At 65.3% G+C, this 17,320-nt stretch carries 12 protein-coding genes and 1 pseudogene; 9 read left to right on the top strand and 4 right to left on the bottom strand.

Features of this window, described 5'->3' with window-relative positions; translation table 11 throughout:
- Nucleotides 1-72 precede the first annotated feature (72 nt).
- From ACWAT4_RS06695 to ACWAT4_RS06685, 3 genes and pseudogenes are all read right to left on the bottom strand, one after another.
- Nucleotides 73-1,659: a hypothetical protein gene (locus tag ACWAT4_RS06695; RefSeq protein ID WP_212425977.1), complete on the bottom strand. Its 1,587-nt coding sequence runs from the start codon at nt 1,657-1,659 to the stop codon at nt 73-75.
- A gap of 37 nt (nt 1,660-1,696) precedes the next feature.
- Entirely contained in the window at nt 1,697-2,989 is a 1,293-nt protein-coding gene (locus tag ACWAT4_RS06690) for an adenylosuccinate synthase (protein WP_212298169.1), read from the bottom strand.
- Nucleotides 2,990-3,188: 199 nt separating this feature from the next.
- A pseudogene (locus ACWAT4_RS06685) lies at nt 3,189-3,341 on the bottom strand (ABC transporter ATP-binding protein); the annotation flags it as partial.
- A gap of 102 nt (nt 3,342-3,443) precedes the next feature.
- Between ACWAT4_RS06685 and mgtA the strand changes: the two are divergent.
- The 4 genes from mgtA (at nt 3,444) to ACWAT4_RS06665 (ending at nt 9,223) form a co-directional block, all read left to right on the top strand.
- On the top strand, nt 3,444-5,942 hold the full coding sequence (gene mgtA / locus ACWAT4_RS06680) for a magnesium-translocating P-type ATPase (protein WP_449730088.1): 2,499 nt from the start codon (nt 3,444-3,446) through the stop codon (nt 5,940-5,942).
- Nucleotides 5,943-6,100: 158 nt separating this feature from the next.
- Nucleotides 6,101-7,033 (top strand): DMT family transporter, encoded by a 933-nt coding sequence (locus ACWAT4_RS06675; protein WP_212298171.1) that lies wholly within the window; start codon nt 6,101-6,103, stop codon nt 7,031-7,033.
- Between the two features lie 167 nt (nt 7,034-7,200).
- Entirely contained in the window at nt 7,201-8,136 is a 936-nt protein-coding gene (locus tag ACWAT4_RS06670) for a DMT family transporter (protein WP_449730087.1), read from the top strand.
- Between the two features lie 97 nt (nt 8,137-8,233).
- Nucleotides 8,234-9,223, top strand: coding sequence for a Bug family tripartite tricarboxylate transporter substrate binding protein (locus tag ACWAT4_RS06665; RefSeq protein WP_449730086.1), 990 nt, complete (start codon nt 8,234-8,236; stop codon nt 9,221-9,223).
- 124 nt (nt 9,224-9,347) lie between these two features.
- On the opposite strand, the gene ACWAT4_RS06660 is transcribed toward ACWAT4_RS06665, so the two are convergent.
- Nucleotides 9,348-11,033: a methyl-accepting chemotaxis protein gene (locus ACWAT4_RS06660; protein ID WP_449730085.1), complete on the bottom strand. Its 1,686-nt coding sequence runs from the start codon at nt 11,031-11,033 to the stop codon at nt 9,348-9,350.
- 254 nt (nt 11,034-11,287) lie between these two features.
- On the opposite strand from ACWAT4_RS06660, the gene ACWAT4_RS06655 reads away from it, so the two are divergent.
- The 5 genes from ACWAT4_RS06655 to ACWAT4_RS06635 all read left to right on the top strand — a co-directional run bounded on the left by ACWAT4_RS06655 (nt 11,288) and on the right by ACWAT4_RS06635 (nt 17,243).
- Nucleotides 11,288-12,331, top strand: a complete 1,044-nt coding sequence (locus ACWAT4_RS06655; protein ID WP_212298175.1) for a C-terminal binding protein — start codon at nt 11,288-11,290, stop codon at nt 12,329-12,331.
- An 88-nt stretch (nt 12,332-12,419) separates the two neighbouring features.
- Complete coding sequence (locus tag ACWAT4_RS06650; RefSeq protein WP_212425970.1) at nt 12,420-13,763, top strand: ABC transporter substrate-binding protein; 1,344 nt, start codon at nt 12,420-12,422, stop codon at nt 13,761-13,763.
- Nucleotides 13,764-13,951: 188 nt separating this feature from the next.
- A complete protein-coding gene (locus tag ACWAT4_RS06645; protein WP_212298177.1) occupies nt 13,952-14,908 on the top strand; it encodes a carbohydrate ABC transporter permease in 957 nt (318 codons plus the stop codon).
- Nucleotides 14,901-15,803 (top strand): carbohydrate ABC transporter permease, encoded by a 903-nt coding sequence (locus ACWAT4_RS06640; RefSeq protein ID WP_212425969.1) that lies wholly within the window; start codon nt 14,901-14,903, stop codon nt 15,801-15,803. Before ACWAT4_RS06645 ends, ACWAT4_RS06640 begins: the two co-directional genes overlap by 8 nt.
- An 84-nt stretch (nt 15,804-15,887) precedes the next feature.
- On the top strand, nt 15,888-17,243 hold the full coding sequence (locus ACWAT4_RS06635) for an esterase-like activity of phytase family protein (RefSeq protein WP_449730084.1): 1,356 nt from the start codon (nt 15,888-15,890) through the stop codon (nt 17,241-17,243).
- Nucleotides 17,244-17,320 lie beyond the last annotated feature (77 nt).

Genomic DNA, 17,320 nt, shown 5'->3' with positions numbered 1-17,320 from the left:
GATTGCACTGGACGATGCATCGCATCGCCAGGCGCAATCCGACCTCTCCCCGCTGGGGAGAGGTGAGCAAGCTCAGTCGCCCCACTGCGCGAAGGCGTCGTTGAAGGCGCGCTCGCCAGGAGCACCCTTCTCGATGGCGATGATGGCGCGGCGCTGGTTGGCGTAGACCAGCGGCACGTCGAACCACGAGCGCTCCTTCAGGAGCTGGACGTTGCGGCTGCGGTCGGCGTCGACGTTGGAGAGGCCGACCAGGAAGAAGCCGTCGGTGACCTTGACGGCGAGGCCTGCGAGCGGCGTGCCGCGCGCCTGCTCGTTCGACTTCATCAAAATGCCCGGCACGTTGGAGACGCTGCCGCCCGGAAAATCCGGCGGCAGGACGAAGGTCAGCTCGGCCGTGTGACTCGCCGGCAGCGACGAGTCGGTATTGCGGCGGAACGACATCGTCATCTTGAACTTGCGGTCGGGGATCTCGATGTCGGCGCGCACGGCGACGTCGGCCTTCTGATTGCCCGACGCCTTGATCGGCTCGAGCCGCCACACCACCGAGCCGACATATTGCTTGCCCTTCGGATCGGACGGATCCTCGTCATAGAGCACGACCTTCTGCGCCACCGGCGCGGCCGGCTGGTCGCTCGCCGAGGGCTGGCCGACGCGATCCGGAATCTTGGGCTTGCTCTGCGGCTGCGACGTATCCTTCGGCGCCTCCACCACCTGGGTGGGCGAGGGCTTGAACAGATTGGTCGCGGTCTGGACCAGCTGTTTGCCCCAGAGCAGGCCGGCGCCGACCAGGATCAGCACGATGCCGATGGCGATCGCGCTCTTGAACGGAAAGATCGAGCCGGTACGCGTGCGCTTCTTGTCGTCGCGATTGGGCGCGATGCGAGGGCGCGGCGACGGCGGCTGTGGCGTGTAGCGCTCGGCCTCCTCGACCGACTCGTCATAGGAATAGGGCGCATCGCCTTCGGCGGTGCGGTTTTCCAGGCTCGGCTCGAGCCGGTCGAATTCCGGCGAGGGCGAAGGCACGTTGGCGTAGGTGCGGCGCGCGGCGCGATTGGCCTGCGCGGCAGCGCCGCCGAGATCGTTGACGTCGGCGGTGATGTCGCGAAAGCCGCGCACGCCCGGTGCCGGCGGCAATGGCGGCGGCGGTCCGCCATCCGGCGGGCGACGCGGAGGCGAGCGATCGCGCCCGGCCGGCGGCTCCGGTGGGCGCGGCGCATCGAAACGCGGGGCGCGCGGCGGACGGGCGGCATCGCCCTGGTCGTCGCTGCCGGGCGGGCGATCGTTGCGCGGCGGCGGCGCGGCGGGACGAGCCCGCGGCGGAGCGGCCGCTTGAGGAGATGCCGGCGCGTTGGCTTCGGCCGCACGGGCGCTGGCCCGGCGGAACGCATCGCCGCTGCCGCCGCCAGTCTTGGCGCCGCCACCGGGGCGCGAGGCCTCGCGGGCACGCTGGGCGGCCTCCGATTCGACCTTGCGGACGGCCTCTTCCAGCGACAGCCGTTCGCGGGTGATCTCGGATTCGGAGAGCGGCGGCTGCACGCTGCGGAGCTGTGCGATCAGGGCCGTGCGCGCCCGCTCATAGAGCGCGCGCCGGCTTTCGCCGGGAGCGTTGGGGTCCAGGGCGGCAATAGCGCGGGCGATCAGCGGATAGTAATCAGCCATTTCTACTCAACTATACCCGCGTCCTGGTAAGAGATCGTTAAGCCTCAAACGGATTTTGCACCAGGATAGTATCCTCGCGTTCGGGGCTGGTGGAAAGCAGCGCCACCGGGCACCCCACCAATTCCTCGATCCGGCGGACATATTTGATGGCCTGGGCCGGCAGGTCGGCCCAGGACCGCGCGTTGGCGGTCGGCTCCTTCCAGCCTTCGATGGTCTCGTAAATCGCCTCGACCCTGGCCTGGGCGCCCTCGCCGGCCGGGAAATGGTCGATCTCCTTGCCGTCGAGCTTGTAGCCGGTGCAAACCTCGATCGTGTCGAAGCCGTCGAGAATGTCGAGCTTGGTCAGCGCCAGCCCGTTGATGCCGCAGGTCCGGACCGCCTGGCGAACCAGCACGGCGTCGAACCAGCCGCAGCGGCGGGGGCGACCGGTGTTGGTGCCGAACTCGCGGCCGCGCTCGCCGATCTTGCGGCCGATCTCGTTGTCCTGCTCCGTCGGGAACGGACCCTGGCCGACGCGGGTCGTGTAAGCCTTGCACAGGCCGAGCACATAGCCGACCGCGCCCGGTCCGAGGCCGGCGCCGGTCGCGGCCTGCGCCGCCACCGTGTTGGACGAGGTGACATAGGGATAGGTGCCGTGATCGACGTCGAGCAGCGCGCCCTGCGCGCCCTCGAACAGCATGCGCTTGCCTTCGCGCCGCTTGATGTCGAGCAACCGCCACACCGTCTCGGCATAGGGCAGCAGCTGCGGCGCCAGCGCGCTCAGTTCCTTCAGGATCTCCTTGCCGTCGAACTCCGGCAGGTTGAGACCGCGACGCAGGGCGTTGTGGTGGGCGAGGAGCCGGTCGATCTTGTGCGGAAGCGTGTCGAGGTCGGCGAGGTCCATCAGACGGATCGCGCGGCGGCCGACCTTGTCCTCATAGGCGGGTCCGATGCCGCGGCGCGTGGTGCCGATCGCGGTCGCCGCATTGGAGGATTCGCGCAGCGCATCGAGCTCGCGGTGCAGCGGCAGGATCAGGGTGACGTTCTCGGCGACGCGCAGATTGTCCGGCGAAACCGCGACGCCCTGCGCCCTGAGCTTGGTGACCTCGTCGAGGAAAGCGGCGGGATCGAACACCACGCCGTTGCCGATCACCGACAGCTTCTGGTCGCGCAGCACGCCCGAGGGCAGCAGCGCGAGCTTGTAGGTCTTGCCGTTGATCACCAGCGTGTGGCCGGCGTTATGACCGCCCTGGAAGCGGACGACGATGTCCGCCTGCTCCGACAACCAGTCGACGATCTTGCCCTTTCCTTCGTCGCCCCACTGGGCGCCGACGACGACAACATTGGCCATTCGCGGGTAATCCTTCGAGAATTTTAGATGCGCCCAGCCCAATTCCCGGCCCAAGGCCGTTCGCACGCGAGGCAGCCCCACCGGATAAAGGAAGCGGCCTCTCTAGGCAAGCAAGAACGGGGCTTTTTTCGGGCTCAATGCACGATCCAAGCCTTTGATATCCCCTAAAAATCCGCCTTGCCGGGCCGGCTCTACGACGTTAGGCGCGGATGCGGCCGTCGATCACTTCGATGATGCGGTCGCAGCGCCGCGCCAGGTCCATATTATGGGTCACGAGCAGGAAGCTCGTTCCGCCGGCGCGATTGACCTGCCGCGTCAGCTCGAACACGGCATCGGCCGATTTGGTGTCGAAACTGTCCCCTGCCGTCGGGAATCGAGATTGTTCTAGGTCAAGAGGTTACGTCGAATTTGGAGGCATCTGCCGCTACGAGACGCCCTGACCTGGGAGCTGCGTTTGCTGGAAAATCCAAACCGTCCTGACATCCAGTTCTGGCACCTGTCTCCTCACGAACTCTGCAGCCGCCTTGGCTGCGGGCTCACGGGCCTGACCGCGGCGGAAGCCGCCGAACGGCTCGGCCGTTTCGGGCCGAACAGCGACGCACCACCGCGTATCGAGGGCGCGATGCGCGCGATCCTGCGCCGGCTGCTCGAGCCGTTGTCGCTGATCCTGCTGGTGGCCGGCATCGTCTCGATGCTGACGGGAGACGATATCGGCGGGCTCATCATCGTCCTGATCCTCGCGCTCTCGATCGGGCTCGACACCGTCCAGGAAGGACAGGCGGTTCGCGCCGCCGAGATTCTGCGCCGCTCGGTGGCCTTGAAGGCCGAGGTCCGGCGCGACGGCGCCTTTCGCGAGATCGACGTCGACCAGGTGGTGCCGGGCGATCTCATGCGCGTCCGCTCCGGCGACATCATCCCGGCCGATGCGCTGGTGCTCGAAAGCACGGCGTTCACCTCGGGCGAGGCCGCGCTCACCGGCGAGCCCTACCCGGTACCGAAGCGCGCCGGCGGCACCACCGGTGCCGACGACACCTCGAACGCGCTGTTCCGCGGCGCGGTGGCGCAGACGGGCGAGGCGATCGCGCTGGTCGTCAGGACCGGCCGCGACACCGTATTCGGGGCCGCGGCCTCCGCGCTTGCGGAAACGCAGGCCCGCTCGCCCTTCGAGCGCGATTTGCGCGAATTCGGCCTCGTGATCGCGCGCGCCACGCTGGCGCTCGTGCTGGTGGTGCTCAGCATCCGCGTCGTGTTCGGCCGCCCCGTGCTCGACTCGCTGCTGTTCGCCGTCGCGCTCGCGGTCGGTCTGACGCCGGAGCTGCTGCCGATGATCACCACGGTGACACTGTCGCGCGGCGCGTTGCGCATGGCCGGGCGCAAGGTGATCGTGAAGCGGCTTGCCGCGATCCACGACCTCGGTGCCATGACCGTCCTGTGCACGGACAAGACGGGCACGCTGACCTCGGCCGAGATCACGCTTGCGAGAAGCCTCGATGCAGCGGGCAAGGACGACGTCCGCGCCGCGCATCTCGGGGCCATCGCGGCATCGCTCGGCGGCGACCGCGGCGCGCTCGATGCCGCACTCGTCGCCGGCCGGCCGGACGCCGCCCGGGGCTGGACGCTCGCCGGACGCCAGGCGTTCGATTTTTCACGCCGGCTGGGATCGGTGCTCGCGACCGGTCCGGACGGCGCGCGGTTGATCGTCAAGGGCGCGCCGGAAGCGGTGCTCGCATTGTGTGCGATGGACGAGACCGCGCGCGAAGCGGCGATGGGCCGCGTGCACGCGCTCGCGACCGACGGCCTGCGTACCGTGGCCATTGCCTCGCGGACATGGACCGGTGCCCTGCGCGACGTGGAGACGGACGACGAAACCGACCTCGTCCTCGAAGGTTTCTGCGCCTTCGCCGATCCGCCGAAGCCGACGGCCGCGGCCGCGATCGCCCGGCTCGCCGCGAGCGGCGTGAGCCTGAAGATCCTGTCCGGCGACGATCCCGTCGTGGTGAAGCGGCTCGCGGGCCTGGTCGGGCTGAATCCCGAGCGCGTCCTGTCGGGGGCCGAAATTGCCGAGCTCAGCGACGAGGCACTCGCCGTGCAGGTGCGCTCGATCGACGCGTTCGGCCGGCTCGCGCCGGATCAGAAATCGCGGATCGTGAAGGCGCTTCAGGCCGGCGGCGAGGTGGTTGGCTTTCTCGGCGACGGCATCAACGATGCGCCGGCGCTGAAAGTCGCCGATGTCGGGCTGTCGGTTGACGGCGCCACAGGCGTAGCGCAGGCCGCGGCCGACATGATCCTGCTGGCCTCGGATCTCGAAGTCGTTGCCGACGGCGTCGAGGAGGGCCGGCGCACCTTCGCCAACATCCTGAAATATGTCCGCATGGGTGCAAGCTCGAACTTCGGCAACATGCTGTCGATGGCGGCGGCCTCGATCGCGCTGCCGTTCCTGCCGATGCTGCCGACGCAAATCCTGCTCAACAACCTGCTCTACGATCTCTCCGAGCTCGGCATTCCCTTCGACCGCGTCTCGGCCCAGGCGACGGCGCAGCCGCAGGTGTGGAGCATGTCGCGGCTGGCGCGCTTTGCCGCGATCATGGGGCCGCTGTCGTCGGTGTTCGATTTCCTGACTTTCGGCGCGTTGCTGTATTTGTTCCAGGCGTCGCCGGACGAATTCCGCACCGCCTGGTTCGTCGAATCCATGGCAACGCAGATTCTGGTCATCTTCGTCATTCGCACCAACGGGCGGCCGTGGCGCAACCGGCCCGATCCCGTGCTCGCGGCCTCATCGCTGGCCGCGCTGCTCGTCGCGATGGTGCTGCCGTTCACGCCACTCGGAGCCTGGTTCGGCTTCGTCGCGCCGCCACCGGTCATGATGGCCGGCATCGCGCTGCTCGTCGTCGTCTATCTCGCCTGCGCCGAAATCCTGAAGCCGTTCGCGATCCGTGCGGGGCGCAGGCGCTGACGGTTCCGCCGCATCGCGCGATGCATGATGGCGATGCGCCTCGCGCCATTGATATCGGGCGCATTTCCGTGTCTTTGAATGGTGCCGGGCCTCGACCGGCCCGGACACAGCCGGGCTGGCGGCCTTGCTGCACTTCACGCGGGGCCACAACAATCACAATGTCCGCCACCGGCCAGACCACGAGCGGCGAAACATCCGGCCCGCACTGGATTGCCAACCAGCCTTATCTGCTGCTCAGCATCACCGCGCTGTGCTGGGCCGGCAATGCGGTCGTCGGACGGCTCGCCGCCGGCCACATCCCGCCGGTGACGCTGTCCTTCCTGCGCTGGAGCTTCGCCTTCCTGCTCGTGCTGCCGTTCGCCCGGAAGCATCTCGCCCAGGACTGGCCCGCGATCCGCGAAAAACTCGGCCTGATGATCGTGCTGTCGATCACCGGCATCGGCGCCTTCAACACCCTGCAATATTGGGCGCTGGAGCATACCCAGGCGCTCAACACCCTGCTGCTGCAGTCGGCCGCGCCTTTGGTCGTGGCGCTGTGGTCGCTGGTCATCCTCGGCATCCGCCTCACCGCGGCGCAGGCCTTCGGCGTGCTGCTCTCGATGTGCGGCGTGCTGATCATCCTGCTGCACGGCGATATCACGACGCTGTCGAACATCGCCTTCAACAAGGGCGACCTGATCTTCATCGTCGCGCTGATCATCTTCGCGCTCTATTCGGTGCTGACCCTGAAGCGGCCGCCGATCCATGGCCTGTCGTTCCTCGCCTTCACCTTCGGCGCCGGCGCGGCCTGCCTCATCCCACTCGAGATCTGGGAATTGTCGGCGCGCCCGGTCATGAAGCTCGACGGGCCGAACCTGCTCACGCTGTTCTATGTCGCGGTGTTTCCCTCGACGCTCGCCTATCTCTGCTTCAACCGCGGTGTCAGGCTGATCGGCGCCAACCGCGCCGCACCGTTCTTCCACGTCGTGCCGGTGTTCGGCTCGATCATGGCGATGGCCTTCCTGGGCGAGCATCCGCAAGCCTTCCATTTCATCGGGTTTGCGCTGGTGCTGTCCGGCGTGTTCGTGGCGTCGAGGAAGCAGACGAATTAGCCCCCTCGCCTCAGCCATCCCGCGAAACGGAGACGGCAAATTGCGCACGCGATGTCCAACATATTAACCGCCAAGGGCACCTTCTCAGCTCATGCCTGCATTGTAGCGTTGCGGCGGCGTGACTTGCGTCACGACGGCAGTCCGGCGCAAGCTGGTATCCGACGCCAATGACGATCGCTTCGCCCGCGCCAGCTGCCTCGAATCCGGCCAGCTGGCTCAATAACCAGCCTTATCTGCTGCTCAGCCTGAGCTCGCTGTTCTGGGCCGGCAACATCGTGCTCGCGCGCCATGTCGGCGCGCATGTGCCGCCGTTGACGATGACCACGATCCGCTGGTTCGGCGTGTTCCTGATCCTGCTGCCGTTTTCCTGGCCGCATCTGAAGCGCGACTGGCCGGCCCTGCGCAAGAGCCTGCCGCTGATGCTGTTCCTGTCGCTGGTCGGCTTCGCCTTCAACAACGCGATCTCCTACTGGGCGATGCAATACACGGAGGCGCTCAACGCGCTGCTGATCCAGTCGGCAGGTCCCCTGTTCGTGGCGCTGTGGTCGCTGGTGCTGTTCGGCGTGCGGCTGACCGGCGGACAGCTCGCCGGGATCGCGATCTCACTGATCGGCGTGCTGATCATCATCCTGCGCGGCGATCTGGCGGCGCTGGCGAGCATCTCGTTCAATCGCGGTGATATCATGTTCGGCTCCTCGCTGGTGGCGTTCGGACTCTACTCCGCCTTCATTCCGCGCCGGCCCAGGGTTCACCAGCTGTCGTTTCTGTCCTTCACCACCTGCTGCGGCGCCACGATGCTGCTGCCGATGGCTGTCTGGGAAACCTGGAGCGGCCGCGTGCTGCATTTCGACACCGTGACGCTGGCGACGCTCGGCTACATCCTGATTTTCCCCTCGACGCTCGCCTATCTCTTCTTCAACCGCGGCGTTGCCCTGATCGGGCCGAACCGTGCCGCGCCGTTCTTTCATCTGGTGCCGGTGTTCGGCTCGGCGATGGCGATCCTGCTGCTCGGCGAAAGGCTGCAGCCGTTTCATTTGATCGGCTACGCGCTGGTGCTCGCCGGCGTCATCATCGCCTCGCGCCAGGGTTCGGCGGTGAAGTAATTCCGCGCTGCGGACGCGGTGCGCGTCCGTGCCGTCTTCCGGTTTTGATGTGGACCGGCTAGATTCCCCGCCAAGGAAAAAGAGGGAACGTCCGAACATGCTGTCATCGCTGCTGCGCGCCCTGCGCAACCTCAGCGCCGCCGCGCTGTGTCTTGCCTCCGCATCCACCGCGCAGGCCGATACGCAGGCCAGTACTTGGCCGAGCCGCAACATCACGCTGGTGCTGCCGTTCGCAGCCGGCAGCGGCACCGACACCACGACGCGGCTGATCTCGCAGCATTTGTCGCAGGCGCTCGGCGTCGGCATCGTCATCGAGAACAAGGCCGGCGCCAACGGCATGATCGCCGCGACCTATGTTGCGCGCGCCGCACCCGATGGCTACACGCTGCTGGTCACCACCAACACCACGCATTCGGCCAATCCCTATCTGCTCAAGAGCCTGACCTACGACCCGGTGAAGGATTTTACGCCGATCGCACGCACCGGCGATCTGCCCTTCATGCTGGTCGTTCATCCGGACGTGCCGGCGAAAACCGTCGCCGAGCTCGTCGCCTATGGCAAAGCCAATCCGGGCAAGCTGAGTTACGCCTCGGGCTCGTCCTCGGCGATCGTGTCTGGCGCCACCTTCGCGCACAATGCCGGGCTCGATCTGTTGCACGTGCCCTACAAGAGCTCGCCGCCGGCGCTCAACGATGTCATGGGCGGCCGCGTCTCGATGATGTTCGTGGACATCCTGACCGGCCTGCCGCACGTCCAGGGCAACGCGCTGCGCGCACTTGCCGTCACCACCAAGGACCGCACGCCGCTGATCCCCAGCCTCCCCTCGATGCAGGAGGCCGGCGTGCCTGATTTCGACATCTCGTCATGGCAGGGTTATTTCGGCCCCGCCGGCATGCCGAAGGAGATCGTCACCCGGCTCAATGCCGAGATCCGCAAGATCGTCGAAAAGCCTGAGATCAGGACCCAGCTCGCCACCCTCGGCATGGACGCGTTTTCAGGCACGCCGGAAGAGCTCGGCACGTTCGTGAACGAGCAGCTGGTGCTGTGGGAGCGGCTGATCAGGGACGCGGGAATCGAGAAGCAGTGACGCTGCGCCCCACGAATGCAGTCATCCCCCGCGAAGGCGGGGGATGACTGCGAGCAAGATCAAGAAGAAAAGGTGGGCACGACGCTTTCGCGTCTTTGCCCACGCCACGAATTCAGCGCAAGCCTTACGCCGCACGCACCTTGGCGAGGAAGCCGTCGACCGCGCTGCGCAGCGCGCCGGACTGGTGATCCAGCTCGCGAGCATTGGTCAGCACGTCGCCGGCGGCGGTGCCGGTCGCTTCCGCGGCCGAGGTGACGCTGCCGATATGGGCGTTGATCTCGCTCGAGCCGGCCGCGACCGACTGGATGTTGCGGGCGATCTCGCGCGTCGCCTCGCCCTGCTGCTCGATCGAGGCCGAGATGCCGGCGGTGATCTCGCTCATCTCGGCGATGGTCTGGGTGATGCCGCCGATCGCCGCGACCGCGTCGCTGGTCGAGGTCTGCATCGCCGCCACCTGCGCGGAGATTTCCTCGGTCGCCTTCGCGGTCTGGTTGGCCAGCGCCTTGACCTCGGAGGCGACGACGGCGAATCCGCGGCCGGACTCACCGGCACGCGCCGCCTCGATGGTGGCGTTGAGCGCGAGCAGATTGGTCTGCGCCGCGATCGAATGAATGAGCTTGACCACTTCGCCGATCTTCTCGGCGCCGGTCGAGAGCTCCTGCACCGTGGCGTTGGTACGCTCGGCATCGCTGACGGCGCGGCTCGCGACTTCGGTCGAGCGCGTCACCTGGCGGGAGATTTCCGCAACCGAGCTCGACAGCTCTTCGGCAGCGGCCGCGACCGTGCCGACATTGCCGGAGGCCTTTTGCGAGGCCGCGCCGACCGTTGCCGCGCGTGAAGAAGCGTCGCTCGCGGTCGCGCTCATCGACTGCGCCGTCGATTGCATGCCGGTCGCCGCCGAGGAAACCGAGCGGACGATGCCGTTGACGCTGCGCTCGAAGTCGTTGGCGATATCTTCCATCGCGCTGCGGCGTTCCGCCGCGGCACGATCCTTCGCCGCGGCGTCGGTTTTCTCGAGGTCGCGGATACGGACCGCGTTGTCCTTGAAAATCTGGACGGTCGCGGCCATCGCGCCGACCTCGTCGCCGCGGCCGACGCCGGGAATCTCGCCCTCGAGCTTGCCGTCGACAAGGTCTTTCATGCGCGTGCCGAGCAGCGCCAACGGACGGCTGATGCTGCGGCCGATCAGCCAGGCGACGCTGCCGGCAATGATGACGATCGCGAGCATGGCAAGACCGAGCAGCCAGTAGACCGGGCCCATCTTCTCGTCGATGTCGTCGAGATACGCGCCGGTGCCGAGATACATGTCGAAGCCGGGGACCGCGACGGAATAGCCGAGCTTGCGGATCGGCTTCTCCTGGCCGGGCTTGACGTATTCGTAGAACAGCAGGAGCTCGCCGTTGGCTTTGACGCCGTCCATGATCTCGCGGGACAGCTTCCGTCCATTGGTCTCCACGTCCATGCGGTTCATCCCGATCTGTTTCGGATCGGGCGCGAGCTGCGTGATGCCGTCATAGGTGGTGCCGAACAGATAGCCAGCTCCCTTGTCGTAGGTCATCGCATTGCCGTAGCGACGCAGTTCGGCGAGCGCGGCGTCCTTGGTCATTTCACCGGCATTGACGCGCTTGACCAGGGTGGCCGCGTAGTTGCGGGCCAGTTCGACGATCGCCTTGGTCTGATCGATGCGCGCGTTCACCATCTCGCGCTTCATCAGATATCCGGCGAGAAGCCCGGCCACGCAGAGGCCAAACAAAGTGACGCCGACAAGGATGCCAAGCTTGGGGGCGATCTTCAGATTGCTCAACTTCACGATGGGCTCCTCGAACGCGCGGATCTGGCGCTGGTTATTTCTGATTTGAATCAATTTTTAGTGGGAGAGCCCTTAGCAAGTTACTTACGCGCCTCCGTAGAAGCCCGGACGCTGCCGGAAAAAACGGCAAAATATCTCGACTCCGGCAACCGGGAATTGTACGCGGCTCCGCCGATTTCGCGTAAAAGACGCAAAGGCCCGCGCGAGAAGGCCGGGTCACAACAAGAACCGACAAACCAAATCGGGAGCAGGAAATGCCGAAATACAGGGTGGTGACGCCGAAGGGCGCGAGCTTCACGGTCGCGGGCAGCGATTATTCCTACGAGCGCGAGGCGCTCGATCCGATCGATGCCGAGATCGTCGAGGCGCCGGCCAACGAGGCGGAGTTCATCGCCGCCGCGAAGCATGCCGACGCGATCTACGCCAAGGGCATCCCGATCACCAAGTCGATCATCGACGCTCTCGAAAACTGCAAAGTCATCACGCTCGGCTCGGTCGGCGTCGACAGCGTCGATGTCAAGGCCGCGACCGCGCGCGGCATTCCCGTCACCAACATCCCCGACACCTTCATCGAGGAAGTCGCCGACCACGCCATGATGCTGCTGCTTGCCGGCTTCCGCCGCCTGGTCGAGCAGGACAAGATGGTGCGCAGCGGGCGCTGGGCCGAGGGCCGGCCGGCGCTGCTCAAGATTCCGCGGCTGATGGGCCAGACGCTCGGCTTCATCTCGTTCGGCCGCGTCGCGCGTGCGGTTGCGAAGCGCGCAGCTCCCTTCGGCCTGCGCATGATGGCCTATGATCCCTTCATCCAGGAAACGCTGATGTACGACCACGGCGTGATCCCGGCAACGCTGAACGAGGTGCTGTCGCAATCCGACTTCGTGTCGATGCATGCGCCCGCCCGGCCGGAAGTGCATCACATGCTGACCGAGAAGCACTTTCGGCAGATGAAGAAGGGCTCGATCTTCATCAACACCGGGCGCGGCGCCACGGTGGACGAGGAAAGCCTGATCAAGGCGCTGCAGGAGGGCTGGATCGCGCATGCCGCCCTCGACGTGCTCGAGAAGGAACCGCCGTCGCACAATAACCCGATCCTCAGCATGGAGAATGTCACCCTGACCGCCCATGTCGCCTCGGCCTCGGCACGGTTCGACGAGGCGCGCAAGCGCCGGGTGGGCTACGAATTGTCACTGGTGCTTCAGGGCATGTGGCCGGTAAGCTGCGTCAACCCGTCGGTGCTGCAAGACACCGCGCTCCGCCGCTGGCAGCCCGTCAGCATGGACCGCGGCCCGAACAGCTAAGGCGGCCGGCGCAAAACGCGCCGAAAGACCGAAACGACCCTTCACCGGCGATCAACGCCGGGAAGGGAGACATCATAGGGAGGTACTGATGAGGAACGACATCACACGTCGTGATGCCTTGGCGCTGGGCCTGTCCGCTGCAACGGTCGCTGCCACTGGTGTTGCAGCGCACGCTCAATCCGCGATCAAGGCCGCCGACGTCCCCGCCCCGAAACTGCCAATCGAGAAGGGCGCAACGCTTCGCATGCTGCGGCCGGTCCGCTTCGTCCAGGCCGACGAGGACGTGTTCCGCGCCAATGCGGCCAAGTTCACCAAGGAGACCGGCGTCGAGGTCAAGGTCGATTTCGTCGGCTGGGAGGACATCAACCAGCAGACCGCGGTGACCGCCAATTCCGGCGCCGGCCCCGACATCATCATCGGCTTCTCCGATGCGCCGCACATCTATATCGACAAGCTGATCGAGCTCACCGACGTCGCCGACTATGTCGGCAAGCGTTATGGCGGCTGGCTGCCGCTGGCGCAGCGCTACGGCAAGAAGAACAAGAGCAGCACCTGGATCGGCCTGCCGTTCGGCGCGACTGCAGGTCCGCTGATCTACCGCAAGTCGATCCTGCAATCGGTCGGCTTCGACAAGGTGCCGGAAGACCATGCCGGCATCCTCGACCTGTGCCAGAAGCTGCAGAAGGCCGGCAAGCCGGCAGGCTTCGCGCTCGGCAACGCCAAGGGCGACGGTAACGGCTTTGCGAGCTGGGCACTGTGGTCGCACAACGCGGCGCTGCTCGATGAAGATGGTAACGTCACCATCAACAGCAAGGAGACGATCGCCGCGCTGAACTGGGTCAAGCAGCTCTATCCCACCTTCATCCCCGGCACGACGTCGTGGAACGACGTCAGCAACAACCGCGCCTATTCCGCGCAGGAGATCGCGCTGACCGCCAACGGCGTCTCGCTGTATTTTTCGCTGAAGAACGATCCGGCGACCAAGGCGATCGCCGACGACAGCGAGCATCAATTGCTGCCGAAGGGCGTGGCCAAGGTCTCGCCGATGGCGGGGTTGACACTGAACGCCATGGTGTTCAAGCACAGCCAGTACCCCAACGCTGCGAAGGCATTCCTGCAATTCATGCTGGAAAAGGACCAGTACGAGCCTTGGCTCAACGCCAACTCCGGCTACTGGGCGCAGCCACTCGCCGCCTATGCCGACGCCGCCGTGTGGTCGCAGGATCCCAAGGTGAAGATCTTCAAGGACACCATGAACAGCACCTATTACGACGGCTATGCGGGTCCGATCTCGACGGCGACGGGTGCGGTCAGCGCCGACTACGTGCTGATCCAGATGTGCGCATCGGTTGCGACCGGCGCAGCCACGCCGGAGACCGCAGCTGCGGAAGCCGAGCAGCGCTGCAAGCGGTACTTCCGGCGGCAGAAGTAGCGATCGTCATTGCGAGGAGCCCGCGACAAAATTGCAGAGCAATTTTGCGCTGGTGCGACGAAGCAATCCAGACTTTCACTGCGGAGACAGACTGGATTGCTTCGCTTCCGCCTTCGCTCTCCGAGCTACGGCGGACAAGTTGCTCGCAATGACGGTGGAGTGACCTTCAAGAACAGGACAACGCCCTGATGTCCGTGACCACCCTCTCCTCTCCCGTGCTGGCCCAACGGCAGCCGAACTGGCTGGTGCGCCTGTTCGACTACAAGCCATTCCTGGTGGCGATGTGCCTCGCGCCTGCACTCGGACTGCTCGCGGTGTTCCTGACCTATCCGCTGGGGCTCGGCATCTGGCTCGCCTTCACCGACACCACGATCGGCCGAAAGGGCGAGTTCATAGGTCTGGAGAACTTCCAGTATCTGCTCACCGATTCCCTGTGGTGGAACGCGGTGTTCTACAGCGTGGTCTACACGGGAATCGCGACCTTCGGAAAGTTCGCACTCGGCTTTTGGCTGGCGCTGCTGCTCAACAATCATTTTCCGTTCAAGAGCCTGCTGCGGGCGATCATCCTGTTGCCCTGGATCGTGCCGACGGTGCTCTCGGCCCTGGCCTTCTGGTGGATTTACGATCCGCAGTTCTCGATCATCTCCTATCTGCTGGTCGACGTGTTGCACTGGCGCGACAGCAACATCGACTTTCTCGGCTCGCCCTGGCCGGCGCGGTTCTCGCTGATCGCCGCCAATATCTGGCGCGGCATTCCCTTCGTCGCGATCTCCCTGCTCGCGGGCCTGCAGACCATCTCGCCCTCGCTCTACGAAGCCGCCATGCTCGACGGCGCCAGCGCCTGGCAACGCTTCCGCTACATCACCTTCCCGATGATGATGCCGATCCTCGCCATCGTCATGACCTTCTCGATCATCTTCACCTTCACCGACTTCCAGCTGGTCTACGCCATCACGCGTGGCGGCCCGGGCAACTCGACGCATCTGCTGGCGACGCTGGCGTTTCAGCGCGGCATCGCCGGCGGCGAGCTCGGCGAAGGTGCGGCGATCGCGGTGTCGATGATCCCGTTCCTGGTGTTCGCGACGCTGTTTTCCTATTTCGGTCTGGCACGCCGCAAATGGCAGCAGGGAGAGGCCAATGACTGATACCGTCGCGCAAGCCTCCGCTGCTGCCAACGCAAAAGCCGCGCCCGACACCATGGCCTGGGATTCCGGGCTGCGCCGGCTGATGATGATCTATCTGCCGCTCGGCTGCTTCGTGCTGATCCTGCTGTTTCCGTTCTACTGGATGGCGATTACCTCGTTCAAGCCGAACGCCGAGCTGATGAACTACCGGGAGCACAACCCGTTCTGGATCTCCTCGCCGACGCTGGCGCATATCAAGCACCTCCTGTTCGACACCGCCTATCCGCGCTGGCTGTGGACGACCATGCTGGTCGCGATCGGGGCGACCACGCTGTCGCTCGTCGCGAGCACGCTCGCGGCCTACGCGATCGAGCGCCTGCGCTTTCGCGGCAGCCCCTATGTCGGCCTCGGCATTTACCTGGCTTATCTCGTGCCGCCGTCGATCCTGTTCATTCCGCTCGCGACCGTCGTGGTGCAGTTCGGACTGTTCGATTCGCCGCTGGCACTGATCCTGGTCTATCCGACCTTCCTGGTGCCGTTCTGCACCTGGCTGCTGATCGGCTATTTCAAGTCGATCCCCTACGAGCTCGAGGAATGCGCGCTGGTCGATGGCGCGACGCGGCTGCAGATCCTGCGACGGATTACCCTGCCGCTCGCGGTGCCCGGTCTGATCTCGGCCGGTATCTTCTCCTTCACGCTGTCCTGGAACGAGTTCATCTACGCGCTCGCCTTCATCCAGAGCGGCGCCAACAAGACCGTGCCGGTCGCGATCCTGACCGAGCTCGTCACCGGCGACGTCTACCAGTGGGGCGCGCTGATGGCGGGTTCGCTGCTCGGCTCGCTACCGGTTGCGATCTTCTATTCGCTGTTCGTGGATTACTACGTGTCTTCGCTCACCGGCGCGGTAAAGGAGTAACCGCCCGCTGCGGCGTTTGGCCCGGCTTCACAAAACTGCAATGTGCGATCCGCATAAGGCGTCGTCCGCCAACAGGAGACGCATATGCGCGCGACTTTTCTCTCTTCCGTCGCAACGATCATTCTCACCGCGAGCACCGCGCTCGCACAGAGCGAGGGCGAATTTCCGGCCAAGCTCGCCGGCCACGTGGTGATGCCGGCCGCAACCTTCATCGACGCGCCGGCTGACGCGCCCGCCGATCTCAAGACGTCAGGCAAATACACCACGGGCAAGCGCGTCGACGCGCTCGGCACCGTGATGGGCAAGTCGTTCGAACGTTCGACCGGCGTCTCGCTGCCGTTCAAGGGCCAGCCGCTGCAGGGGCATTCCGGCATCAAGGCAATGCCCGACGGCAGCTTCTGGGTCATCACCGACAACGGCATGGGCGCGCGCGCCAATTCGATGGACTCGATGCTGTACCTGAACCACTACAAGATGGATTGGGCGGGCGGCAAGATCGAGCGCGAGGAGACCGTGTTCCTGCACGATCCCGACAGACGCGTCCCGTTCCGCATCGTCCACGAGGACACCGAGAAGCGCTACCTCACCGGCGCCGATTTCGACACCGAGGGTTTCCAGATCATCGGCGACACCTTCTGGATCGGCGACGAGTTCGGCCCCTACATCCTCAAGGCCGACAAATCAGGCAAGATCCTCGCGGTGTTCGAGACCATCGCCGACGGCAAGCCGGTGCGTTCGCCCGATCATTGGGCGGTGGCGACGCCGGGCGCACCGGGCGCGACCTATACCAACGTCAATCTGCGCCGCTCCAAGGGCTTTGAAGGTTTTGCGTCTTCGAAGGACGGCAAGTTCCTCTATGGCCTGCTCGAAGGCCCGCTGTGGGATGCCGACAAGAAGGATTGGGAAAAGGTCGACGGCAAGGAAGCCTCCCGCATCCTCGAATTCGACGTCGCCGCCGAAAAATTCACCGGCCGCTACTGGCAATATGTGTTCGAGCAGAACGGCAATGCTATCGGCGACTTCAACATGATCGATCCGAACGCCGGCCTCGTGATCGAGCGCGACAACGGCGAAGGCACGCCCGACAAGGCCTGCCCGTCTGGCACCCGCGGCGAGAACTGCTTCCCTGATATCGCCAAGTTCAAGCGCATCTACAAGGTCGAGCTGACCGAGGCCAATATCGGCAAGCCCGTGCGCAAGATCGGCTATATCGACCTGTTGAAGATCCAGGACCCGGACAAGAAGGCACGGAAAGCCCTCAATGACGGCGTCTACACCTTCCCGTTCTTCACCATCGAGAACGTCGACCGCGTCGACGACAGCCACATCATCGTCGGCAACGACAACAATCTACCGTTCTCGTCCAGCCGCGATCCCAACAAGGCAGACGACGACGAGTTCATGCTGCTGGAAGTCGCGGATTTCCTGAAGGCGAAGTGAGGCGAATTCTGCGCTCCCTCTCCCGTTCTTACGACCCGCTTGCGCGGGGAGGACTGGGGAGAGGGTGTCTCGCAATC

It is taken from the genome of Bradyrhizobium sp. T-1 (genome assembly GCF_053592855.1).
This window is presented reverse-complemented; position numbering and strand designations above follow the sequence as displayed.

Bases quoted from the DNA above. Each gene is read 5' to 3' on its own strand.
- ACWAT4_RS06695 (WP_212425977.1), bottom strand. From the start codon at position 1,659: ATGGCTGATTACTATCCGCTGATCGCCCGCGCTATTGCCGCCCTGGAC.
- ACWAT4_RS06690 (WP_212298169.1), bottom strand. From the start codon at position 2,989: ATGGCCAATGTTGTCGTCGTCGGCGCCCAGTGGGGCGACGAAGGAAAG.
- ACWAT4_RS06675 (WP_212298171.1), top strand. From the start codon at position 6,101: ATGTCCGCCACCGGCCAGACCACGAGCGGCGAAACATCCGGCCCGCAC.
- ACWAT4_RS06670 (WP_449730087.1), top strand. From the start codon at position 7,201: ATGACGATCGCTTCGCCCGCGCCAGCTGCCTCGAATCCGGCCAGCTGG.
- ACWAT4_RS06665 (WP_449730086.1), top strand. From the start codon at position 8,234: ATGCTGTCATCGCTGCTGCGCGCCCTGCGCAACCTCAGCGCCGCCGCG.
- ACWAT4_RS06655 (WP_212298175.1), top strand. From the start codon at position 11,288: ATGCCGAAATACAGGGTGGTGACGCCGAAGGGCGCGAGCTTCACGGTC.
- ACWAT4_RS06650 (WP_212425970.1), top strand. From the start codon at position 12,420: ATGAGGAACGACATCACACGTCGTGATGCCTTGGCGCTGGGCCTGTCC.
- ACWAT4_RS06645 (WP_212298177.1), top strand. From the start codon at position 13,952: ATGTCCGTGACCACCCTCTCCTCTCCCGTGCTGGCCCAACGGCAGCCG.
- ACWAT4_RS06640 (WP_212425969.1), top strand. From the start codon at position 14,901: ATGACTGATACCGTCGCGCAAGCCTCCGCTGCTGCCAACGCAAAAGCC.
- ACWAT4_RS06635 (WP_449730084.1), top strand. From the start codon at position 15,888: ATGCGCGCGACTTTTCTCTCTTCCGTCGCAACGATCATTCTCACCGCG.